Below are 20,887 nucleotides of genomic sequence, written 5' to 3'. Positions count from 1 at the left end.
AGGCGCTGCCGGGACATGGAAAACGGGGGCGGCGGCGTCTCAGGTAAGGGGAGGACCCCGGGGGCCGAAAGGCCCCGCGTGGTCTACACCACTCAGTGGTGTAGACCAGTTTTAGCACGTGAGGTTCAGGTAAGGAACCCTCCACTTCCGTGGGGGAGGACACACGGGTGCATACACGACAAAGGCCTTCGGACCCTGAGGGTCCGAAGGCCTTGGTCATACGGATGGGCGCGACGAGCGGGACGTACGTCGGTTCCGGCCGGTACCTCCGGCCCCTCCGCTCAGGGGGCCTTGGTCATGTTCCGGCAGGTCCCTCGCGGGCTTCGCGCGGGACCGGGGTCCCGGGCTTCGCGCGGGACCGGGGCCCCACCCCGGGCCGCGCCGCCGCCGGGCCGCGGCTCAGGCCTTGGTGTTCTCCGCCTGCATCACCGCGATCTCCTCGTCGGACTCCCGGCCCGGAGTCCTGATGTCCCACTTGGTGATCGCGAAGCGGAAGACGGCGTAGTAGACGACCGCGAAGCAGAGCCCGATCGGAATGATCAGCCAGGGCTTCGTGGCCAGGCTCCAGTTGATGACGTAGTCGATGAGGCCCGCCGAGAAGCTGAAGCCGTCCTTGGCCCCGAACGCCCACGTCACTGCCATGGACACGCCCGTCAGCAGCGCGTGGACCGCGTACAGGGCGGGCGCGAGGAAGAGGAACGAGTACTCCAGCGGCTCGGTGATGCCGGTGACGAAGGAGGTCAGTCCGACCGACAGCATCAGGCCGCCGACCTCCTTGCGCCGCGCCGGCTTCGCGCAGTGCGTGATCGCGAGCGCCGCCCCCGGCAGGGCGAACATCATGATGGGGAAGAAGCCGGTGAGGAACAGCCCGGCGTTCGGGTCCCCCGCGAGGAACATCGGGATGTCGCCGTGCACGGTCTGCCCGTCCGGCTTGGTGAAGCTGCCGAACTGGAACCACACCGGCACGTTCAGGAACTGGTGCAGGCCGATCACCAGCAGCGCGCGGTTCGCCACGCCGAAGATGCCCGCGCCCACCGACCCCAGGCTCACCAGCCAGTCCGAGAAGCTCTCCAGCCCGTCGCCGATCGGCGGCCAGATCCACAGGCAGAGCACGGCGAAGCCGATCGCGACGAAGGTCATGATGATGGGGACCAGCCGGCGGCCGTTGAAGAAGCCGAGCCAGTCGACCAGCTTGACGCGGTGGTAGCGCTGCCAGAACCAGGCCGCCAGCAGGCCCATGACGATGCCGCCGAACACCCCCGGATTCTGGAAGTTGTACTCGGCGAAGGTCTGGTCGGTCCCCAGGCAGCCGCCCCCGATGTCCACGGTCCCGATCGGGCAGGGTTCGGGGAACGCGCGCAGGACGCTCCGGTACACCAGGAAGCCGACCACCGCCGCCAGCGCCGTCGAGCCGTCCGCCTTCTTCGCCATGCCGATCGCGACGCCGACGCAGAAGAGGAGCGGCAGGCCGAGGTCGGCGTTGAGCAGGGCCCCGCCCGCAGCCGCGATGACCTTGGCGACGTCCGTCCAGCCCAGGCCGTCCTTGCCGAACACGTCGGCCTGGCCCAGCCGGGTCAGGATGCCCGCGGCGGGCAGCACGGCGATCGGCAGCTGGAGGCTCCTGCCCATCTTCTGCAGCCCTTGGAAGAGGCCGTTCCACCGCTTCGGCTGTGGCTCTGCTGCGGTGCTGCTCGCGCTCATCCGCGTCCTCCCTGACAGGCCCGTTTTGGCAGCCGCGACACGTGCGGCACACTGGTGTAGACCACTTGTGAAGCGATCGCATTTCACCCGCCCGCAGGGCAGGTTGCTGCTGATCGTCATCATTCGGCAGATGCCGGGCACGCGCTCGCGTAACTGGGCCAACCGTGGGTTACCGTGACGAAGCGGACCACACCGGCCGGTCAGCCGCACCAACGCCGGCCGAAGGGCAACGGCGCCGCCGAGACTCGTTCTTCGTAGAACTCAGGGAGAAACACATGGCCACCAAGGCTGAGAAGATCGTCGCCGGGCTCGGCGGTATCGAGAACATCGAAGAGGTCGAAGGCTGCATCACCCGACTGCGCACCGAGGTCATCGACCCGAGCAAGGTCGACGAGGCCGCCCTCAAGGCAGCCGGCGCCCACGGCGTCGTCAAGATGGGCACCGCGATCCAGGTCGTCATCGGCACCGACGCCGACCCGATCGCCGCCGACATCGAAGACATGATGTGAGCTGAGCCCCCGGCTCACCCACGCGGACCGCGTACGAAGGACCCCGCCCGGACGCACCCGGACGGGGTCTTTTCGCGCCCCCGACGGGGGTCCTGCCCCACCCCCCGCACCGACTAGGCTCGGTGCCATGTCTCGCATCGACGGTCGTACGCCCGAACAGCTCCGCCCGGTCACCATCGAACGCGGATGGAGCAAGCACGCCGAAGGCTCCGTCCTCGTCTCCTTCGGTGACACCAAGGTCTTCTGCACCGCCTCCTTCACCGAAGGCGTGCCGCGCTGGCGCAAGGGCAGCGGCGAAGGCTGGGTCACCTCCGAGTACTCGATGCTGCCCCGCGCCACCAACACCCGCGGCGACCGCGAATCCGTACGCGGCAAGATCGGCGGCCGCACCCACGAGATCTCCCGCCTCATCGGCCGCTCGCTGCGCGCCGTCATCGACTACAAGGCGCTGGGCGAGAACACCGTCGTCCTGGACTGCGACGTCCTCCAGGCCGACGGCGGCACCCGCACCGCCGCCATCACCGGCGCCTACGTCGCCCTGGCGGACGCCATCTCCTGGGGCCAGCGGAAGAAGCTGATCAAGGCCGGCCGCAAGCCGCTCACCGGTACCGTCGCCGCCGTCAGCGTCGGCATCGTCGACGGCGTCCCGCTCCTCGACCTCTGCTACGAGGAGGACGTGCGGGCCGACACCGACATGAACGTGGTCTGCACCGGCGACGGCCGCTTCGTCGAGGTCCAGGGCACCGCGGAGGCCGAGCCCTTCGACCGCAAGGAACTCAACGCCCTCCTCGACCTGGCCGCCGGCGGCTGCGCCGACCTGGAGGCCCTGCAGCTGAGCGCCCTGGATCTCACGCTCTAGAACGGTCCACCGGCAACCGCGGGGCGCGTCCCCGCGTCTGACGGGGTACGGGCGCACGGCGTCGAAACCGTGCGCCCGTCCACGTTCCAGTACACGTCCGCACACCAGACTCGCCCCGGGGGCCGAAGTGAAGCCGAAGTACCGCCTTGCAGCCGTCGCCCTGACCGCGGCCCTCGTCATACCCGCGGTCACCTCCTGCGACGCGATCTCGACGGCGATGGACTGCGCGAGCACGGCGGTCGCCATCACGGACGGCGCGAACGACCTCCAGCAGGCCGTCTCCCAGGCGGGCAACAGCCCGCAGGACGCGCAGAACGCGCTGAACCAGATCGAGGCCAACCTCAAGAAGGTCGGCGACCAGACGGACAACGCGGACCTGAGCAAGGCCATCTCGTCGATGAACACGGCCGTCAAGAACGTCCGCACCTCCCTCGAGGGCGGCAACTCCACCCCGGACATCACCCCGGTCGCGGACGCGGCGAAGGAAATCTCCAAGGTCTGCACTCCGGGCTGAGCCGGGGGCCGAACGGCCGACGGCTGAGCCGGGGGCCGAACGGCCGATAATGGGGTCATGACCTCGACGCCCCCTCCCAGCCGTCTCGTCCTGGCCACCCGCAACGCGGGCAAGGTCACCGAGCTCCGCGCCATCCTGTCCGACGCCGGCCTGCCGCACGAGCTGGTCGGCGCGGACGCGTACCCGCAGGTCCCGGACGTCAAGGAGACCGGCGTCACCTTCGCCGAGAACGCCCTGCTCAAGGCCCACGCCCTGGCCCGGGCCACCGGCCTCCCGGCGGTCGCGGACGACTCCGGCCTCTGCGTGGACGTCCTGAGCGGCGCCCCGGGCATCTTCTCGGCCCGCTGGGCCGGCGCCCACGGCGACGACAAGGCGAACCTGGACCTGCTCCTCGCGCAGCTCGGCGACATCGCCGACGAGCACCGCGGCGCCCACTTCTTCTGCGCGGCCGCCCTCGCCCTCCCCGACGGCACGGAACGCGTGGTCGAGGGCCGCCTCCTGGGCACCCTGCGCCACGCCCCGTCGGGCACGGGCGGCTTCGGCTACGACCCGATCCTCCAGCCGGCCGGCGACACCCGCACCTGCGCGGAACTCACGGCGGCGGAGAAGAACGCCATCTCCCACCGCGGCCAGGCCTTCCGCGCCCTGGTCCCGGTGGTCCGCGAACTCCTGGGCTGAGCGGCCCGGCTCCGCCCGAAACGCCGAAGGCCCGGCTCTGTGAGCCGGGCCTTCGTGTGCGTGCGGTTGGGGGGACTCGAACCCCCACGGGTTTTACCCCACTGGGACCTAAACCCAGCGTGACTGCCAATTCCACCACAACCGCGATATATGGCTCAATTCAGACACTGCATCTGATAGGGCCTCGCTCATTCTAGGGGGCCGACGTCGGGGAGGCGACGGACTTCGGGCGCCGGTTGCGGCACCAGGTTTCGGTCAGACTGTGGCAATTCGGGCACAGGTACCGGAGGTTCTCGCGCCGGTTGTCGAGCCAGTCCCCGCTGATGTGGTCGATGTGGAGGGTGATCGGTCGGCCCAGCCATTCACCGGGATTCCCGCAGCTCGTGCAGACGTACGGAGTGCCGACCTCCTGGAGTGCCCGGTGAAGGCGTGAGCGGCCGCATCGGGCGGATCCCTCCGGGAGGACGGTGAGGGTGCCGGGTGCGACGGGCTTCGGCGCCGCCGGCGTCCGCGACGCCCATGGGCGTCGCTTGAAGTGGCTTGCGTCGAGTCCGAGCCGGACGACGTGGCGGCGTACCCGGCGGTGATTGACGTCGTTCACTTCGAGGCCCAGGGTGCGCATGAGGTCCGCGTAGCTGGTGGCCGCCGGAACGGCGGAGCGCAGGAGGTCCTCGGGGACGGCCGTCCGGGAGTTGCGGAAGTGCGCGGTGCCGATGCCGTGCTTCTTGAGCATTCTGCCGAGAGCGGCCCGGGACCGGCTGTCGTCGGGCACGCCCAGGGCCCGGGCCGTCCCGCGGACGCTGTCGGCGGTGGCCGCGGCGGCGGCGAGTTCCGCCGGGGTGAACGGCAACTCGACGGGCTCGCGGCCCATGCCCGGGAAGTGGCCGGTGTCGATGCCCGCCGCTGCCATGCGTCGGACGAGGTGCGACAGCGCGCCGGTCGCGGGGCGCAGACCGAGTTTGAGTGCCACCTCGCGCAGCGTGGTCGACGACGCGGCCGCCGCCTCTATCGCCTCGTCGGGGTACTTGCGCCACGGGCTGCGATGCGAGAAATGGCTGCTGTCGATCCCGTGGGAGGCGACCTTCTCCTGGAGGACGCGACGCTGTCCGCCGCTCTCTTTGAGGTGGAGGCGACGCATCAGGTCGGCCCAGCCCCGTGAGTCGGCTACGGCCGCGGCCAGCGTGCCTCGCTCGTACGGGTCGGTCATGAGCCCCCTCCGTCTCCCGGCCGCACGTGCGGCCCTCGTACGGAGTAACGGACCGATAGTCGGATGGTTACGGCTGATTTCGTTCGATAAACGGAGCGGCCCGCACCGGGTGAGGTGCGGGCCGCTCCGTCGGGAAGGGGCGGGTCAGATGCCCAGGTCCTTGATGATCTTGGCTACGTGGCCCGTCGCCTTGACGTTGTAGAAGGCGCGCTCGACCTTGCCCTCCTCGTCCACGACCACCGTGGAGCGGATGACGCCCGTGACCGTCTTGCCGTACAGCTTCTTCTCGCCGAACGCGCCGTACGCCGTGAGGACTTCCTTCGACGGATCGCTGACCAGGGTGACCTTCAGGTGCTCCTGCTCGCGGAACTTCGCGAGCTTCTCCGGCTTGTCCGGGGAGACGCCGACGACGTCGTAGCCGGCCGTGGCCAGGACGGCCAGATTGTCCGTGAAGTCGCAGGCCTGCTTGGTGCAGCCCGGCGTCAGCGCGCTCGGGTAGAAGTACACGATCACCTTGCGGCCCTTGTGGTCGGCGAGCGAGACCTCGTTGCCGTCCGCGTCGGGCAGGGTGAAGGCGGGGGCGATGTCGCCCGGCTCAAGTCGCTCGCTCATCTCAACAGTCTCCTCGGGAGGGGATCGGTACGGTCACGAGACTAAGCTGCTGACAGACTGTTCATGAGGGGCTACGCCCTCATGGGACCGACCACGACGACGGAGGCAGCGCGGTGCCGGAAGCCAGGACCCCCGCACAGATCGAGGCGGACATCGTCCGCCGTCGCGACCAGCTCGCCGAGACGCTCGACGAGATCGGTGTGCGCGTCCACCCCAAGACGATCGTGGGGGACGCCAGGGCGAAGGTGGTCGGGACCGTCGACCACGCCGTCGGCCGCGCGGTGGCGACGGTGAACCGCCTGGTCACCGACGCCCGCGACGGGCTGCGCCACGAGGACGGCGCCCCGCGCGTCGAGCGGATCGTGCCGGCCGCGCTGCTCGTGGCCGGTGTCGTGGGCCTGCTCGTCGTCTCGGCACGACGCAAGCGCTGATGACCCGGACGGGCGCGGCGCGGGCGCGGGCGGGTAGGTTCGGGGCGTGAGCGAGAACACCACCACCCACGACAAGCTGCCCATCCGCATGCTCCACGACCGCGTGCTCGTGAAGTCCGACTCGCCGGAGGGTGAGCGCCGCTCGGGCGGCGGCATCCTGATCCCCGCCACGGCCGCGGTGGGCAAACGGCTGGCCTGGGCCGAAGTGGTCGCGACCGGGCAGAACGTACGGACGGTCGAGCCGGGGGACCGGGTGCTCTACGACCCCGAGGAGCGGGCCGAGGTGGAGGTGCGCGGGGCGACGTACCTGCTCATGCGCGAGCGCGACCTGCACGCCGTGGCCGCCGAGCGGCTGGAGGGGTCGGAGGACTCCACGGGGCTGTACCTGTAGGGGCCCGACTGCCCGGGCCCTCCCTGCCCCCTTGTGTTCCATGGTCGAAAGGGGCCGGTGACGATGGTCACCGGCCCCTTTCGTCTGTTTTTGCTACGATAATCACACCCCCGACGAGACGCGCCGTACCGGGTGGCTGTCGCTGTGCACCGTGGTGCCGATGGCTGCATGACAAGACGACGCACCCCCCGTTCCGCTCTCGTTCTGGAGGTGCCTGTCATGGCCTGGGTCCTGCTCATCATCGCCGGTGTCATCGAAGTCGGCTGGTCGATCGGCATGAAGTTCACCGAAGGATTCACCCGGCTCTGGCCGAGCCTGTTCACGGGCGCAGGCATCGTGACGAGCATGGTGCTGCTGTCGCTCGCGGTCAGGACCCTGCCGATCGGTACGGCGTACGGCGTGTGGGTGGGCATCGGCGCCGCCGGAGCGGCGGTGGTCGGTATGGCCGTGATGGGTGAGCCCGTCACCGCCGCCCGGATCTTCTTCATCGCCCTGCTGCTGGTCGCGGTCGTGGGCCTGAAGGTGACCTCCGGCCACTGAGCCGGTCGGCCGGGGTCATTCCAGGAGGTCCGCCGGCGGGCGCTGTCCCTCCGTGGAGCCGCCGCGGGCGCCTGCGGCGGCGCCGGCCTCGCCCCGGCCTCCGGTGCTCAGCCCGCCCGTGGTCCGGCCGCCCGCGATCCGGCCGCCGGCGGTCTGGCCCCCGTTGTCCTGTCCGCCCGTGGTCCGGCCGCCGTCCGTCCGGCCGCCGCCGTCCCGGCCGCCGTTGTCGCCGCCCCCGTCGTCCTGACCGCTCGTCGACCGGCCGCCGTCGTCCTGTCCGTCCCCGTCCCCGTCCTGCGTCTGCCCGCCCGTCGGCGGGCTGGGCGTGGGACGGGTCGGCGGCCCGGAGGGGCGCTCGCCCGGTGTCTGCTGCGGGGGGTTGGGGTTGGGGTTGACGGGCGAGGGAGGCGGCGGCTGGCCGGCGCCGGGCATGAGCTCCAGGTCGAAGTCGACGGGGTCGCTGTCGGCCAGGGCCGTCTTCGTGTACTGCGCCCAGATCCGGGCCGGGTAGCCGCCGCCTCCGATGCGGGCCTCGCCGAGCGCTCCGTAGAGGGATTCCAGGGTCCCGGTGTCCGGGTCCTGACCCATCATCGAGACGACGGTGACCAGGTTCGGGGTGTACGCCGCGAACCAGGCGGAGCGGTCCAGTTCGCCGGTGCCCGTCTTGCCCGCGGCGGGGCGTCCCGCGGCCAGGGCGGCCGTGCCCGTGCCGTTGTCGACGACGCTGACCAGCATGGACGTGGTGGTGTCGGCGGCCTCGCGGCTGACGGCCTGGGTCACTTCGCGGTGCGGCAGCGGAACGGTGTCGTCCGCCTTGGTGATCTTCTCCACGAAGGTGTGCGGGGTGTGGCGGCCGTGGTCCGCGAGGGTGGCGTAGGCCTGGGTCATGTCGAGGACGCTGGCCTGCATGGTGCCCAGGGCCATGGCCGGCACGGCGTCGAAGTTCGGGGTGTTCTCGGGGAGGCCGAGGGCGACGGCGGTCCGCTTGACCTTGTCGGTGCCGACGTCCACGACCATCTGGGCGAAGACGGCGTTGACGGAGAGGTCGGTGGCGGTGTTGACGGTGATGTTGCCGTAGCTGAGCTGGCCCTCGTTCTCGGGGGCGTAGGGGATGCGGGTGCCGACGACGCGGCGCTTGTTGTCGCCGTTGTAGATCGTGTACGGGGTGATCGTGCGGCCGTCCTGCGTGTGCGCGTCGTTCTGCACGGCCGAGGCGAACACGAACGGCTTGAAGGTGGACGCCACCTGGAAGTCGTGCCGGGTGGCGTTGTTGACGAACTGCTTGGTGAAGTCGATGCCGCCGTACAGGGCCACGACCTTGCCGGTCGCCGGGTCGATGGAGACGGCGCCGGTGCGCACGACGCGGTCGGCCTTGACCTTCCCGGGGTCGAGCTTGCTGACCATCTTGTCGTTGACGGCGTCGACGATGGCGGTCTGGCGGCGCTTGTCGATGGTCGTGGTGATGCGGTATCCGCCCTCGGCGAGCGTCTTGTCGTCGAGGATCCCGTTCTCGACGATGTAGTCCTTGATGGCTTCCACGAGGTAGCCGCGCTGGCCCGAGAGTCCGGCGGCCGGGCGGACCTTGCCCGGTTCGGGGAACCGGGCGGCGGCGCGTTCGGAGGCCGTCATCCAGCCCTTCTTGACCATGCCGTCGAGCACGTAGTTCCAGCGGGCGAGGGCGCGCGGGCGCCCCTGGGGGTGGGAGACGACGTCGAAGGCGCTGGGGGAGTTGAGGAGGGTGGCGAGGTAGGCGCCCTCGGCGGTGGTGAGCTTGCCGACGTCCTTGCCGTAGTAGGCCTGGGAGGCGGCCTGGATGCCGTAGGCGTTGCGGCCGAAGTAACTGGTGTTCAGATACCCCTCGAGGATGTAGCCCTTCGACTTCTCGCGGCCGAGTTTGATCGCGATGAAGAACTCCTTCACCTTCCGCTTGATGGTCTGTTCCTGTCCCAGGTAGTAGTTCTTGACGTACTGCTGGGTGATGGTCGAACCGGACTGGGTGCCCTTGCCGGTCGCCGTGTTCCAGGCGGCGCGGAGCATCGCCGCCGGGTCCACCGCCCGTTCGGAGTGGAAGTCGCGGTCCTCGGCGGCCAGGACGGCCTCCTGGACGGTGCGGGGGATCTGGGAGAGCGGCACGTTGACGCGGTCGACCTCGCCGTCGCGGGCGAGCTGGGAGCCGTCGGCGTAGAGGTAGACGTTGGACTGGGCGACGGCCGCCGCGTTCGCGGGCGGGATGTCGACGAGCAGGTAACCGGCCACCAGAGCGCCGCCGACCAGCAGGGCGAGCAGCAGGAAGGCGCCCAGGACCATCCGCCAGGTGGGCAGGATCCGGCGCCAGCCGGTGCGCTTGCGCTTGGTCCGCCGCCCCGCCCCGCCGGCTCCGGCCGCCGTCGCGCGCCTGCGCTCCGCCCTTTCGGCCTTCTTCCCCTTCTTGGCTTCGCCGGCCGTCATTTCGGGTCCCTGGGGCGAGGCCGCGCCCGCGTCGGCGGGACGTCGTTCCTCGGGGGTGTCCGGATCACGAGGCGTCCAACCGGGCGGTGGTGACGGGTCGCTCATCTCCGGGACTCCTCGGCGCCGTACGAAATATCCACATCTGTACCTCTGGTGTCTACCCGATGGCCGCCGGTTCCGCTTCGGACGGGCGTAATTCCTTCGCGTGGATCGCCCCTCCGCACTAAGCTCGCGCGCTTTGGCCGATGTACGAACGACGTGGGAACGACGTGGGAACGACGCAGCCACGGCGTGGGAAACGGAGGACCGGGTGCGCCCGAGCGCGCGTACGAACATGCGTCACGAAGTGGGCCTCTACGGGGCGGTCGCGGCCGGGGGCTTCCGCCGGTACGCCACCTACGGAACGGCTACCGCGGCCGGGGTGTTCACCAACACCGCGTTCGGTTTCGTCCTCGCCTACACGTTCATCGCCTTGTGGGACGAACGCCCCGGACTGGGAGGCTACGACCAGGCGCAGGCCCTCACGTTCATGTGGGTCAGCCAGGCACTGCTCGCCGCCGGGGCGCTGATCGGCGGCGGCTTCCAGGAGGAGTTCCAGGAACGCGTCAGGACCGGTGACATCGCCGTCGACCTGTACCGCCCGGCCGACCTCCAGCTGTGGTGGCTGGCGGGCGACCTGGGCCGGGCCGGGTTCCAACTCCTGGGCCGCGGCGTCGTACCGCTCGTGGTCGGCGCACTCGCCTTCGAGCTGGCGCTGCCCGCCGACCCGCTGCGCTGGCTGCTGTTCCTGGTCGCGGTGACCCTCGGGTTGGTGGTGAGCTTCGCGCTGCGCTACCTGCTGGGACTGGCGGCGTTCTGGCTGATGGACGGCGCCGGCATCAACCTGATGGCTACCGTCGCCTCGGTCTTCTTCTCCGGAATGCTGCTGCCGCTGACCGTGTTCCCGGGCGGCTTCGGGGAGTTCGTCCGCGTCATGCCGTGGGCGGCGATGCTCCAGGTCCCCCTGGACGTCCTGCTCGGCCAGGGCGCGGGAGCCGGCACCGCGGCGGGGGCGTTCGCCTTCCAGGCCGCCTGGGCACTGGCCCTGCTGGGGCTGGGCCGGCTGATGCAGTCGGCCGCTACGCGAAAGGTGGTGGTCCAGGGTGGCTGAGCGGGTGGCGGAGGAGGACCGGCGGGGCGAGGGGACGGGCGAGAGGACGGCCGCGGAGACGGGCGAGACGACGGGTGAGAGGACGGGCGAGGGGGTGCGGAGCCCGGGGAGCCCGGGGAGCCCGGAAGGCTCCGGGTTCCCGGGGGCGGCGGCCGGGACGGCGGTGCGCCCCGGGCGGCCGGGCCGACCCGGGGTCCTGGAGCCCCTGGACGTGCCGCGGCGCAACCGGGTGGTGGAAGGGCTGCGCGGCTACGGCCTGATCGCGGCCATGTGGATCCGGTCGACGATGACCTACCGCACGTCCTTCCTCCTCGCCACGTTCGGGAACGCGACGATCACCCTTCTCGACTTCGTCGCCATCGCCATCATGTTCTCGCACGTGGACGAGCTGGGCGGCTTCACGCTCCCCGAGATCGCGCTGCTGTACGGGTCCTGCTCGGCCTCCCTGGGCCTGGCCGACCTGCTGCTCGGCAACACCGACCGGATCGGCGCCCGGATCCGCGACGGCTCCCTCGACACCATGCTCGTCCGGCCGGTCCCGGTGCTCGCCCAGGTCGCGGCCGACCGCTTCGCGCTGCGCCGGCTGGGGCGGATCGCCCAGGGCCTCGGAGTGCTCGGCTGGGCGGTCTCGCAACTGGACCAACTCGACTGGACGGTCGGCAAGGTGCTGCTGATCCCCGTGATGATCACGGCCGGCGCGGGGATCTTCGCGGCGGTGATGGTGGCGGGAGCGGCGTTCCAGTTCGTCGCCGGGGACGCGGCGGAGGTGCAGAACTCCTTCACGTACGGGGGCTGCACGATGCTCCAGTACCCGCCGACCGTGTTCGCGAAGGACCTGCTGCGCGGAGCGACCTTCATCGTGCCGCTGGCCTTCGTCAACTGGCTGCCCGCGCTGTACGTCCTGGGGCGGCCCGACCCCCTCGGGCTTCCGGTGTGGGCGGCGTTCGCGAGCCCGTTGGTGGCGTTCGCGGTGTTCGTGCCCGCGTCGCTGGCGTGGCGCGCGGGAGTTCGTTCGTACCGGAGCACGGGGAGCTGAGCAGACATGGCGACGAAGGATGCGCTGATCGCGCTGGACGGGGTCGAGAAGGTCTTCGACGTAAGGCGTCGAGCGGGCCTGGTACGAAGGGAGAAACGGCAGGTCAGGGCCGTGGACGGGATCAGCTTCGAGGTGGCCCGGGGGGAGATGGTCGGTTACATCGGACCCAATGGCGCGGGCAAGTCGACGACGATCAAGATGCTGACGGGCATCCTCACCCCGAGCGGCGGCCGCCTGCGGGTCGCCGGCATCGATCCGGCGCGTGAGCGGCTGCGCCTGGCGCACCGCATCGGGGTGGTGTTCGGGCAGCGCACGACGCTGTGGTGGGACCTGCCGCTCAAGGACTCGTACGGGCTGATGCGGCGGATGTACCGGATCCCGGCGGCGCGGTTCGCGGAGAACCTGGAGCGCTGCGTGGACCGGCTCGACCTGTCCGAACTGCTCGACGTACCGGTGCGGCAGTTGTCGCTGGGGCAGCGGATGCGCGGGGACATCGCGGCGGCGCTGCTGCACGATCCGGACGTGCTGTACCTGGACGAGCCGACGATCGGGCTGGACGTGGTGAGCAAGGCGAAGGTGCGGGGCTTCCTGAGGCAGTTGAACGAGGAGCTCGGAACCACGGTGCTGCTGACCACGCACGACCTCCAGGACATCGAGCAGCTCTGCGAGCGGGTGATGGTGATCGACCACGGGCGGCTGATGTACGACGGGTCGCTGGGCGGGCTGCACACGGCGGGCGGAGCGGGGGAGAGCGAGCGGACGCTGGTGGTGGACCTGGAGCGCGAACTCGCGCCGATCGAGGTGCCGGGGGCGCGGGTGGTGAAGGTGGAGGGGCCGCGCCAGTGGCTGGCGTTCCCGGCGCGGGCCTCGGCGGCTCCGCTGGTGGCGGCGGTGGCGGCCGCGTATCCGCTGCTGGACCTGTCGGTGCGGGAGCCGGACATCGAGGACGTGATCGCGCGGATGTACGCGGGGCGGGGGTAGGGCGGGGCGGTGACAGCGCTGGGTGCGGGCTGTGCGGGCTGCACGGGCTGTGCGGGCTGCGCGGTGGGGCCGGGGATAAATCAGGGACAACCCTGAGGGGGAGCCGGGTCGGGGCCGTACAACTCTCACCGGCGACTGCTTAGGCTGGTCCTCATGAGTGACGAGCGGCCTGAGAAGCCGTTGCCCCAGGAGCCGGTGCCGTACGAGAAGTCGCTGCCGGACCTGCGGGCTTCGGACGCGGACCGGGAGCGGGTGGTGGAGCGTCTGCGGGACGCCGTCGCCGAGGGCCGGCTCGACATGGACGAGTTCGAGGAGCGGCTGGAGGCGACGTACAAGTCCCGTACCTACGCGGAGCTGGAACCGCTGACGCGCGATCTCCCCGCGCTCGGCGCGACGGCGCCGGTGGCCGCCGCCCCGGTGGGCCCGGTCGGCCTGACCAAGGACGTGCCGGCCGGATCGGACTCCGCGTGGCCGGACCGGATCGGGGGCGGCAGCGCGGTCGGTGGTGCGGCCGGCGGCCCCGCCATGGCCGTCGCGGTCATGTCGGGTTTCCAGCGGAAGGGCAACTGGACCGTGCCCTCCCGCTTTCACGCGGTGGCGTTCTGGGGCGGCGGTGAGATCGACCTGCGCGAGGCGAACTTCGAGCGGCGCGAGGTCGTGATCAACTGCGTCGCCGTCATGGGCGGCATCGAGATCACCGTGCCGCCGGGTGTGGAGGTCGACGTACGGGGCATCGGCGTGATGGGTGCCTTCGACCAGCGCGACAGCCCCGGGCCGGTGGAGCCGGGGGCTCCGCGGGTGGTCGTGACGGGCTTCGCGTTCTGGGGTGGTGTCGAGATCAAGGTCAAGCCGCCGAAGAGCGCGAAGCAGAACAGGCTCTCGAAGTCGAAGACGCATCCGCGCAAGGAGCTGTAGGGACGGCGGAAGGGCCGCCGGACCGCAGGAGGCGTAGCAGCGCCGTGGAGCCGTAGCACCGCCGTGGAGCCCGACCAGCCCCGTGGAGCCGGAGGAGGTGCGGGAGCCGCGAGAGCTCGAGAAGCGGGAGGAGCCGTCCGGCGCGCCGGGAACTCCCAGGGCGCCCCGGGAGTCGGATGCTATAGAGATCGAACCGGCGCCCGGGGGAAAGCAGGAGCACGTGGAGCAGGGCAGCAGCACGAAGAACGCGGCGGCACGGGGCGGCTTCGTCTTCAGCGAGGCGGACGAGGAGCGCCGGCGCGGCGTCCGGCAGATGAAGCGGATCGCCACCGGCCTGCTGCTCCTCGTGGCCCTGGTCTACGTCGCGGCCAAGTGGGCGGAGCACCACGGAGCGGGCGGCTGGGCGGGCTACGTCGCGGCCGCCGCCGAGGCGGGCATGGTCGGTGCGCTCGCCGACTGGTTCGCCGTCACCGCGCTGTTCCGCAGGCCGCTGGGACTCCCGATCCCGCACACGGCGATCATCCCGACGAAGAAGGACCAGCTCGGCATCTCCCTCGGAGAGTTCGTGGGGGAGAACTTCCTCTCCGCCGACGTGGTGCGCACGAGGCTGCACGCCCTCGGCATCGGCGGCCGGCTCGGTGCCTGGCTGGCCGAGCCCGCGCACGCGGACCGGGTCACGGCGGAGCTGGCCACGGCCCTGCGCGGGGCGCTGACGGTCCTGCGGGACTCCGATGTGCAGGCCGTCGTGGGCGAGGCGATCACGCGGCGCGCGGAGACGGCGGAGATCGCGCCGGGCATCGGCAAGACGCTGGAGAGGGTCGTCGCGGACGGCGGCCACCGCCGGGTCGTGGACCTGATGTGCGCGCGGGCTCACGACTGGCTGGTTCTCCACGCGGACTCGGTCGAGGCGGCGGTCCAGGGCGGCGCACCCGGGTGGACCCCCCGCTTCGTGGACCGCAAGATCGGCGACCGCGTCTACAAGGAACTGCTCCGCTTCGTCCAGGAGATGCGGGACATGCCGGAACACCCGGCGCGCGGGGCGGTGGACCGCTTCCTGGCGGACTTCGCGGTCGACCTCCAGTCGGACACGGAGACGCGGGCGCGGGTGGAGCGGCTCAAGTCGGAGCTGCTCGCGCGGCACGAGGTGCAGGACGTGATCGCCTCCACCTGGACGGCGGTCAGGTCGATGATCATCTCGGCGGCGGAGGACGAGCAGAGCACACTGCGCCTGCGGGTCCGGTCCTCGCTGATGGCGCTGGGCGCCCGCCTGGCCACGGACGGCCGGCTCCAGGACAAGGTGGAGGGCTGGATCGAGGGCGCGGTGGTGTACGTGGTCACCACGTACCGGGCGGAGATCACCTCGCTGATCACGGACACGGTGGCGGGCTGGGACGCCGAGCACACCTCCCGCAAGATCGAGGCCCACATCGGCCGCGACCTCCAGTTCATCCGCATCAACGGCACGGTCGTCGGCGCTCTGGCGGGGCTGCTGATCTACTCGGTGTCGCGCGCGGTGGGCGCGTAGACCGGGCGTTCGCGCGGGGGGCGGCGCCCGCGCCCCGTGCCCGCGCCCCGCGTCGCGCGGGCACTCACGCGGTGGGGGCGCGGTCAGGGTGAGGCTTCCGGGACCTCGGTCAGTCGCGGTCGGCGACGGCCCAGGCCGTGGCCGCCACGACGCCCGCGGCTGCGAACACGGCCGGCCAGGCGCCGACCTTCTTGGCCAGGGGGTGCGCGCCGGCGAAGCCGGCGGGGTACAGCGCGCCGAGCCCGGCCGCGACGGGCACTCCGCCGCGCTCGTGCCACTCCCGCCCGGCGGCGATCCCGGCGGCGCCGAGCACGACCCCGCCGAGCGGTCGCTTCTTGGTCCACCGGGCGACGGCGTACCCGCCGACCAGACCGGCGGCCGCCACTGCGGAACTCGGTACCCGTGCCATGCCCCACGACTCCTTCACGTCGTCAACGGTGCCGTGCTGAGCCGCACTTCGATCTCGGTGGATCTCGGCAGCGCGGTACGGACACCAGGACGTACGCTCGTCAGTGCGTACACCCGTTCTCCCATGAGGCTAACTCGGCCCCTTGGCCATCCGTCGGGCGCCCATCAAGCCGCCCAGCACCAGCACGGCTCCGCCGATCACCGGATCCGGCACCGCCTCCCGTACGCCGTGCGGCAGTACCGCGACCACGCCCAGGACGAGAAGGAACGCGAGCACGCACCCGCCGGCGACCCGAAACAGTCTGTCCACACCCTGCTCAACGCGGCCGTCCCGCACCCGACACGGAGGACGGGAGGGGATTTGTCGCACACTCGCCGGATCCGTGTGATGTCTGCCCAGGCAACCGGATGGGCATAAATTCAATCTCCCACCCAAAGGGGCAAACCCCCCAGCCCCCTCCACCCCCAAACTCAACACCAGGAGCAAGGACATCGTGATCTGCTACGGACAGGCCGTCCTCGACCTCGCGGACGAACTGGTCGACGCCTACGCCGACGTCTTCTCCGCCCCGCCGTGGAACGAAGACGAAGAAACCATTCGTCAGTTCGCCGCGCGGCTTCCGGCCGACGCCCGGCGCCGTGGTTTCCGTACGGCCCTCGCCCAGTCCGCCACCGGCATCGACGGCTTCGCGACGGGCTGGATCACGCCGGCGGCCTTCCCGAAGAACCGCGCGTACGCCCAGGTCGCGGCGCAGCTCGGCGCGGCCCGGGTGAAGGAGCTCCTGACCGGCGCGCTGGAGATAGACGAACTGGCCGTACGCCCCTACGCGCGCGGCCGCGGCACCGGCCGCGACCTGCTGATCGAGATCACCGCCGACGCCCCGGACCGCCGCGCGTGGCTGCTGACCAGCCGCCTGGCCAAGGAAACGGTGGCGACGTACCGCCGTCTGGGCTGGCACGAGGTCACCCCCCTGCCGGGCACGGAAACGGGCGTGATCGTCTTCCTGTCCCCGGACCACCCGAACCGGGCGGCGTAGCCGGCCCTCCCTACGGGGTTCGGGAGCCGGGCCGGGCCGGGCTGTGGCCCGGGGCCTTGGCCGGGCTGTGGCTCAGGCCCTTGGGCGGGGCTCTGGCCCGGGCCCGGTCTGGCCTTGTCTCCGACCTGGCTGGGCTCCGGCCCCGGCCCGGCTCTGGCCCCGCCCCTGGCCCCCAGGCCCTGCCCCGGCTTTGACCTGGCCCCGGCCCCGGCCACCGGCTTTGGCTCTGGCCCCCGGCCCTGGGCCCCGGCCCGATGCCGGTCCGGCTGCGGCTGCGGCTGTTGTCCGGGGCCGAGCGCAGCGGCCTGCCGGTCCGGGTCCAGGCCCCGTCCCGGGCCCGTCGACAAGTGCTCCTGCACCCGAGGGCGCGCCTCACCCGGAGTGCGCGGCTCACGCCGAGGGTGCGGCCTACGCGGAGGGTGCGGCTTACGCCGAGGGTGCGGCCTACGGGGAGGGTGCGGCCGATGCCGAGGGTGCGGCTTACGCGGAGGGTGCGGCTTACGCCGAGGGTGCGGCCTACGGGGAGGGTGCGGCCGATGCCGAGGGTGCGGCTTACACGGAGGGCGCGGCTGACGCCGAGCGCGCGGCTTACGCGCAGAGCACCGCTGACGCCAACAGGCGGCCGGCACGTCTCGGGGCAGCGCCCGGCGGTGGTCCCGAAATGTCATCCATCGGGGAGTTCGTGCCGCTCGAGCGGGGCATATCGCGGCCATGAACCCCATCACGCGCACCACGCACACGCACAGCAAGCCCCAAGCCGCCCAAGCCGCCCACTCCGCGCAACCCGACCACTCCCCGCGCGTCCGGCGCGGCGCGCTCGTCCCACCCACCCCGCAGGCCGCACGCGGCACGTCGGCCGCGCGCCCAGCGAGCGCCACTCATCCCCCAGGTCGTACCCCGCCCAGCGCCACGACCGGGCCTGCGACCAGAGCCGTACCGGTATCCGGATCCGTATCCGTGTCCGTGGCCCGTCGGCAGCTCAACCTCGCCACACGCCACCAGCTCACCACCACCGCCGGTGTCCCCAGCGGTACGATCACTTCCCGCACCCGCCCCGGCGGGCCCTGGCAGCGCCTGCTGCCCCGGGTCTACCTCCTCCAGACGGGCACCCCGGACCACCGCCAACGCGCCCTCGCCGCCGTCCTGTACGCCGCCGCCCCCGGCTCCGACCCGCTCTCCGGCACCACGGCCGCCCTCACCGGCGGAGCCGCCCTCGCCCTGCTCGGCATCCGCGAGGCCCCGTACGCGCCGACGGACGTCCTGATCCGGGCTCCGCGCCGACTGGCCGGGTCACCGGAGGTACGTCCGCTCCCCACCACCCGATGGCCCCGCACCATCACCGTCTCCGGGATCCCGAGCACCCGCCCGCTCCGCGCGGCCGCCGACTTCGCCGCCCGCTCCGAGGCCCCCGACCTGATCCGCTCGGTCCTGGCCCACGTGGTCCAGGCGGGCTGGTGCCACCCGCACGACCTGCACACCGAGCTGCGCGCCTCCCGCCTCCTGGGCCGCCCCGCGATCCGCGAGGCCGCCGCCGAACTCCTCGCCGGGGTCCGCTCCGTCGCCGAGGCCCAGGCCCGCGACACCCTCTCCGCGACGGACCTCCCGACCCCCCTGTGGAACGCCCGCCTCTACACCCCCGACGGCACCTTCCTGGCGAGCCCGGACGCGTACTGGCCCGACGAGGGCGTGGCCCTGGAGATCGACTCGGCGGAGTACCACTACACCCGCGACTCCTGGCACGCGACCCTCCGCCGCCGCCTGCGCCTGGAATCCCACGGCATCCTCGTGGTCAGCGCCACCCCGTCGATGGTCCGCGACACCCCGGCCGAAGTCCTGTCCGCCCTCCGCACCTTCCTCACCCTCACGACCCCCCGCCCCACCCCACCCGCGGCCCTGGCCCGCGGCCACCAGCAGCTCCCGCTGTTCCCGGGCGCACGGTTCTCTGCCAGCTGCAAGGTGTGACCTTAAAGAGTAGGGATGGCCCTGACCGAGCCAAGTAGATTAGTGGTGAATTCGAATCGGTTTGAGGAGTGCGATGGTTTCCGCAGGCTCGCTGCGATCTCTTGAAATCTGCACCGGAATCGGCGGTCTGGCGCTCGGCTTGGAGAGATCTGGATTCCAGCCCGTGGGTCTGGTCGAAAAGGATCCCGAGACCTGTGAGGCGCTCAAGGGCTGGTACAGCTCAAGGCCTCCGTCGGCCCTGACAGCTTCCTCGTGGAGATCGACGCCGGGTCAGGTGTATCGGATGAGCGGTCGACTACGAGGTTCCTGCATAGGAGATCGCTACTGCGAAGATCAACTGCATCAGAAGGTTTGAAAGTACTGATGGAAGAGGCTTTGGCTATTCTTTTTCCGTATGCTTCCGTGAACATATGGGCACGGCGGCTCGCGGGGCACCGAGCGTTCGGATCGCCACTCCGGCGCGTGGGAGGATCGGCGTAGAGGAGGGCTTCGCATGGCTGATCTCATAAGGAAACCGGCTATTACGGCATCGAGCGTCCTTGTGGCCCGCCGAATGCAGGGGCAGGCGCGCCATGGCACCGGGCCGGAGATGGCGGTGAGGCGCCTGCTGTACGCGTCGGGGCTCCGCTACCGATTGCAGTGGAAAGTGCCCGGAATGCCGCGCCGGACGATGGACATCGCCTTCCCTGGTCGCCGCGTCGCGATCTTCGTCGACGGTTGCTTCTGGCATAGCTGCCCGATACATGTCACCAGTCCGAAGGCCAATTCGGACTGGTGGCGGACAAAGCTGGACCGGAACCGGGGGCGGGACCTGGAGACCACTACCCACCTGGAGGGGGAGGGGTGGGTGGTGATGCGCTTCTGGGAGCACGAGGACCCCGTGGGCGTCGCTGCCCGAATTGCCGCAGTCGTGCGTGCCTCGGGGTGAACTCGGCCCCTCTGTCAGCTGGTTGAGCCGTGGCAGTCCGCGTACGGCCGGCCCGAGGTGCACCAGCACGGGGTGGACGGGGTCGGGGGCCATGAGGTGGCTTTGCCGCGGGCCGCGAGGGTGGTGGCGTATTCCGCCAGGAGGGACGGGGAGGACGGGGAGGTCTTCTCCGAGGCGGCGAAGGCTTCGTACGAGGGGACGCTCGCGGTGACGATGCCGAGGTTCGTCGTGCCCGAGGCGGCCAGGGTGCGCAGGGAGGCTTCGACCTGGGCCAGGTGGGCGTCGTGCGAGGGGTATTCGGCGGCCAGTGTCGGGTACGAGGTGAGGAGTTCCGCCAGCTCCGGCGCCGGCCAGTGGAGGATGGCCACCGGGAAGGGGCGGGAGAGCGCGGCGCGGCGGTCGCCGAGTTCGGCGCGCAGACGGGCGATCTCGGCGCGCAGTTCGGCGGGGTCGTCGGAGCCGAGGGCCCAGATGCGCTTGGGGTCGTGGAGTTCGTCCAGCGGGATCGGGCCGATGTGGCGGGTGTCCGCGACCATGTCCCAGTCGTCGTGCGGGAGCCCCAGGAGGCGGCGTACGCGGTGGCGCCCGGTCAGGAGCGCGGTCGTCGCCTGGGTGAGGGGGGCGTGGTCCGGGATGAGGAGGGTGGCGGCCTCGGTGAAGCACTCGTGCGAGGCTTCCAGCTCGTCGTGGGCTTCGAGCGCCTCGGCGATGACCTCCCAGGGCGCGGGGTCCTCGGGAGCGGCCGCGCGGATGCCGGAGATCAGGGCGCGGGCCTCGGGCTCGTGGCCGTACTCCCACAGGTTGGCGGCCTGGAGGGCCTTGATCAGGGAGGGGTCGGCCGTTTCCCCGGCGAGGAGTTGGTCGTAGAGGGCGCTCGCCCGTTCGCGTGCGTCGGCCAGTTCGAGGTGGGCGGCGGCCTGGAGGAGCAGCGGCTCCTGGTCCTCGGGGTAGCGGGTCGCCGTGCGGATGAGGCGCTCGGCTTCGGCGATGTGCTCGGCAGGCGTGTCGGGGCGCATGGTTGACACCGTACTAGCGCTGGTCAGTTGACGGGGGAG

At 71.3% G+C, this 20,887-nt stretch carries 23 protein-coding genes and 1 tRNA gene; 16 read left to right on the top strand and 8 right to left on the bottom strand.

Annotation, left to right across the window (positions count from 1 at the left end; genetic code table 11):
- Positions 1–399: 399 nt before the first annotated feature.
- The gene (locus tag ABZY44_RS09390) at positions 400–1,701 is read right to left on the bottom strand and encodes a PTS transporter subunit EIIC (RefSeq protein WP_356651614.1); all 1,302 of its coding nucleotides are present in this window, start codon (positions 1,699–1,701) and stop codon (positions 400–402) included.
- A gap of 164 nt (positions 1,702–1,865) precedes the next feature.
- Here ABZY44_RS09390 and ABZY44_RS09385 point away from each other — a divergent pair, with 164 nt between their 5' ends.
- The 4 genes from ABZY44_RS09385 to rdgB all read left to right on the top strand — a co-directional run bounded on the left by ABZY44_RS09385 (position 1,866) and on the right by rdgB (position 4,261).
- Complete coding sequence (locus ABZY44_RS09385) at positions 1,866–2,210, top strand: PTS glucose/sucrose transporter subunit IIB (protein ID WP_356651612.1); 345 nt, start codon at positions 1,866–1,868, stop codon at positions 2,208–2,210.
- Positions 2,211–2,337: 127 nt separating this feature from the next.
- Complete coding sequence (rph, locus tag ABZY44_RS09380) at positions 2,338–3,069, top strand: ribonuclease PH (RefSeq protein ID WP_356651610.1); 732 nt, start codon at positions 2,338–2,340, stop codon at positions 3,067–3,069.
- A gap of 127 nt (positions 3,070–3,196) precedes the next feature.
- Complete coding sequence (locus ABZY44_RS09375) at positions 3,197–3,583, top strand: hypothetical protein (RefSeq protein ID WP_356651608.1); 387 nt, start codon at positions 3,197–3,199, stop codon at positions 3,581–3,583.
- 57 nt (positions 3,584–3,640) lie between these two features.
- Positions 3,641–4,261, top strand: a complete 621-nt coding sequence (gene rdgB / locus ABZY44_RS09370; protein ID WP_356651606.1) for an RdgB/HAM1 family non-canonical purine NTP pyrophosphatase — start codon at positions 3,641–3,643, stop codon at positions 4,259–4,261.
- A gap of 61 nt (positions 4,262–4,322) precedes the next feature.
- Here the strand turns inward: rdgB and ABZY44_RS09365 are convergent.
- The 3 genes from ABZY44_RS09365 to bcp form a co-directional block, all read right to left on the bottom strand.
- Positions 4,323–4,406, bottom strand: a tRNA-Leu gene (locus tag ABZY44_RS09365).
- A 48-nt stretch (positions 4,407–4,454) separates the two neighbouring features.
- Positions 4,455–5,468, bottom strand: a complete 1,014-nt coding sequence (locus tag ABZY44_RS09360) for an HNH endonuclease (RefSeq protein WP_356651604.1) — start codon at positions 5,466–5,468, stop codon at positions 4,455–4,457.
- 144 nt (positions 5,469–5,612) lie between these two features.
- Positions 5,613–6,080, bottom strand: a complete 468-nt coding sequence (gene bcp / locus ABZY44_RS09355) for a thioredoxin-dependent thiol peroxidase (RefSeq protein WP_356651602.1) — start codon at positions 6,078–6,080, stop codon at positions 5,613–5,615.
- Positions 6,081–6,193: 113 nt separating this feature from the next.
- Between bcp and ABZY44_RS09350 the strand changes: the two genes are divergently transcribed.
- The 3 genes from ABZY44_RS09350 (at position 6,194) to ABZY44_RS09340 (ending at position 7,442) form a co-directional block, all read left to right on the top strand.
- Entirely contained in the window at positions 6,194–6,511 is a 318-nt protein-coding gene (locus tag ABZY44_RS09350) for a DUF3618 domain-containing protein (RefSeq protein ID WP_356651600.1), read from the top strand.
- A 46-nt stretch (positions 6,512–6,557) separates the two neighbouring features.
- Complete coding sequence (locus tag ABZY44_RS09345) at positions 6,558–6,902, top strand: co-chaperone GroES (RefSeq protein WP_356651598.1); 345 nt, start codon at positions 6,558–6,560, stop codon at positions 6,900–6,902.
- Between the two features lie 219 nt (positions 6,903–7,121).
- Positions 7,122–7,442 (top strand): multidrug efflux SMR transporter, encoded by a 321-nt coding sequence (locus ABZY44_RS09340; protein ID WP_356651596.1) that lies wholly within the window; start codon positions 7,122–7,124, stop codon positions 7,440–7,442.
- A gap of 15 nt (positions 7,443–7,457) precedes the next feature.
- On the opposite strand, the gene ABZY44_RS09335 is transcribed toward ABZY44_RS09340, so the two are convergent.
- Positions 7,458–9,749 carry a transglycosylase domain-containing protein gene (locus ABZY44_RS09335; protein ID WP_356651663.1) on the bottom strand — a complete coding sequence of 764 codons (2,292 nt, stop codon included), beginning with the start codon at positions 9,747–9,749 and terminating at the stop codon, positions 7,458–7,460.
- Positions 9,750–10,236: 487 nt separating this feature from the next.
- On the opposite strand from ABZY44_RS09335, the gene ABZY44_RS09330 reads away from it, so the two are divergent.
- From ABZY44_RS09330 to ABZY44_RS09310, 5 genes are all read left to right on the top strand, one after another.
- Complete coding sequence (locus ABZY44_RS09330) at positions 10,237–11,040, top strand: ABC-2 family transporter protein (protein WP_356651661.1); 804 nt, start codon at positions 10,237–10,239, stop codon at positions 11,038–11,040.
- A gap of 196 nt (positions 11,041–11,236) precedes the next feature.
- Complete coding sequence (locus ABZY44_RS09325; RefSeq protein WP_356651659.1) at positions 11,237–12,076, top strand: ABC transporter permease; 840 nt, start codon at positions 11,237–11,239, stop codon at positions 12,074–12,076.
- Positions 12,077–12,082: 6 nt separating this feature from the next.
- Entirely contained in the window at positions 12,083–13,057 is a 975-nt protein-coding gene (locus tag ABZY44_RS09320; RefSeq protein WP_356651594.1) for an ATP-binding cassette domain-containing protein, read from the top strand.
- Positions 13,058–13,210: 153 nt separating this feature from the next.
- Positions 13,211–13,972, top strand: coding sequence for a DUF1707 domain-containing protein (locus ABZY44_RS09315; protein ID WP_356651592.1), 762 nt, complete (start codon positions 13,211–13,213; stop codon positions 13,970–13,972).
- 220 nt (positions 13,973–14,192) lie between these two features.
- Positions 14,193–15,497: a DUF445 domain-containing protein gene (locus tag ABZY44_RS09310; RefSeq protein WP_356651590.1), complete on the top strand. Its 1,305-nt coding sequence runs from the start codon at positions 14,193–14,195 to the stop codon at positions 15,495–15,497.
- Between the two features lie 109 nt (positions 15,498–15,606).
- Here the strand turns inward: ABZY44_RS09310 and ABZY44_RS09305 are convergent, their stop codons facing one another.
- Together ABZY44_RS09305 and ABZY44_RS09300 are read right to left on the bottom strand one after the other, a co-directional pair.
- A complete protein-coding gene (locus ABZY44_RS09305; protein ID WP_356651588.1) occupies positions 15,607–15,906 on the bottom strand; it encodes a hypothetical protein in 300 nt (99 codons plus the stop codon).
- A 129-nt stretch (positions 15,907–16,035) separates the two neighbouring features.
- Entirely contained in the window at positions 16,036–16,215 is a 180-nt protein-coding gene (locus tag ABZY44_RS09300) for a hypothetical protein (protein WP_356651586.1), read from the bottom strand.
- 184 nt (positions 16,216–16,399) lie between these two features.
- Between ABZY44_RS09300 and ABZY44_RS09295 the strand changes: the two genes are divergently transcribed.
- The 4 genes from ABZY44_RS09295 to ABZY44_RS09280 all read left to right on the top strand — a co-directional run bounded on the left by ABZY44_RS09295 (position 16,400) and on the right by ABZY44_RS09280 (position 19,832).
- The gene (locus ABZY44_RS09295; RefSeq protein WP_356651584.1) at positions 16,400–16,942 is read left to right on the top strand and encodes an acetyl-CoA sensor PanZ family protein; all 543 of its coding nucleotides are present in this window, start codon (positions 16,400–16,402) and stop codon (positions 16,940–16,942) included.
- A 957-nt stretch (positions 16,943–17,899) separates the two neighbouring features.
- Entirely contained in the window at positions 17,900–18,904 is a 1,005-nt protein-coding gene (locus ABZY44_RS09290; protein ID WP_356651582.1) for a hypothetical protein, read from the top strand.
- 73 nt (positions 18,905–18,977) lie between these two features.
- Complete coding sequence (locus ABZY44_RS09285; protein ID WP_356651580.1) at positions 18,978–19,259, top strand: DNA cytosine methyltransferase; 282 nt, start codon at positions 18,978–18,980, stop codon at positions 19,257–19,259.
- Between the two features lie 138 nt (positions 19,260–19,397).
- Positions 19,398–19,832 (top strand): very short patch repair endonuclease, encoded by a 435-nt coding sequence (locus ABZY44_RS09280; protein WP_356651578.1) that lies wholly within the window; start codon positions 19,398–19,400, stop codon positions 19,830–19,832.
- A 14-nt stretch (positions 19,833–19,846) separates the two neighbouring features.
- Here the strand turns inward: ABZY44_RS09280 and ABZY44_RS09275 are convergent, their stop codons facing one another.
- Positions 19,847–20,848 (bottom strand): SEC-C domain-containing protein, encoded by a 1,002-nt coding sequence (locus ABZY44_RS09275; protein WP_356651577.1) that lies wholly within the window; start codon positions 20,846–20,848, stop codon positions 19,847–19,849.
- Positions 20,849–20,887: the final 39 nt, after the last annotated feature.

It is taken from the genome of Streptomyces sp. NPDC006544 (genome assembly GCF_040611715.1).
In the GTDB taxonomy this organism is placed as follows: domain Bacteria; phylum Actinomycetota; class Actinomycetes; order Streptomycetales; family Streptomycetaceae; genus Streptomyces.
The sequence above is the reverse complement of the archived record's forward strand: the minus strand, read 5'-3'. Positions and strand labels throughout refer to the sequence as shown.

Coding starts and splice junctions, on each gene's coding strand:
- ABZY44_RS09390 (WP_356651614.1), bottom strand. CDS start 1,701: ATGAGCGCGAGCAGCACCGCAGCAGAGCCACAGCCGAAGCGGTGGAAC.
- rph (WP_356651610.1), top strand. CDS start 2,338: ATGTCTCGCATCGACGGTCGTACGCCCGAACAGCTCCGCCCGGTCACC.
- rdgB (WP_356651606.1), top strand. CDS start 3,641: ATGACCTCGACGCCCCCTCCCAGCCGTCTCGTCCTGGCCACCCGCAAC.
- ABZY44_RS09360 (WP_356651604.1), bottom strand. CDS start 5,468: ATGACCGACCCGTACGAGCGAGGCACGCTGGCCGCGGCCGTAGCCGAC.
- bcp (WP_356651602.1), bottom strand. CDS start 6,080: ATGAGCGAGCGACTTGAGCCGGGCGACATCGCCCCCGCCTTCACCCTG.
- ABZY44_RS09340 (WP_356651596.1), top strand. CDS start 7,122: ATGGCCTGGGTCCTGCTCATCATCGCCGGTGTCATCGAAGTCGGCTGG.
- ABZY44_RS09335 (WP_356651663.1), bottom strand. CDS start 9,749: ATGGTCCTGGGCGCCTTCCTGCTGCTCGCCCTGCTGGTCGGCGGCGCT.
- ABZY44_RS09320 (WP_356651594.1), top strand. CDS start 12,083: ATGGCGACGAAGGATGCGCTGATCGCGCTGGACGGGGTCGAGAAGGTC.
- ABZY44_RS09315 (WP_356651592.1), top strand. CDS start 13,211: ATGAGTGACGAGCGGCCTGAGAAGCCGTTGCCCCAGGAGCCGGTGCCG.
- ABZY44_RS09305 (WP_356651588.1), bottom strand. CDS start 15,906: ATGGCACGGGTACCGAGTTCCGCAGTGGCGGCCGCCGGTCTGGTCGGC.
- ABZY44_RS09285 (WP_356651580.1), top strand. CDS start 18,978: ATGGTTTCCGCAGGCTCGCTGCGATCTCTTGAAATCTGCACCGGAATC.
- ABZY44_RS09280 (WP_356651578.1), top strand. CDS start 19,398: ATGGCTGATCTCATAAGGAAACCGGCTATTACGGCATCGAGCGTCCTT.
- ABZY44_RS09275 (WP_356651577.1), bottom strand. CDS start 20,848: ATGCGCCCCGACACGCCTGCCGAGCACATCGCCGAAGCCGAGCGCCTC.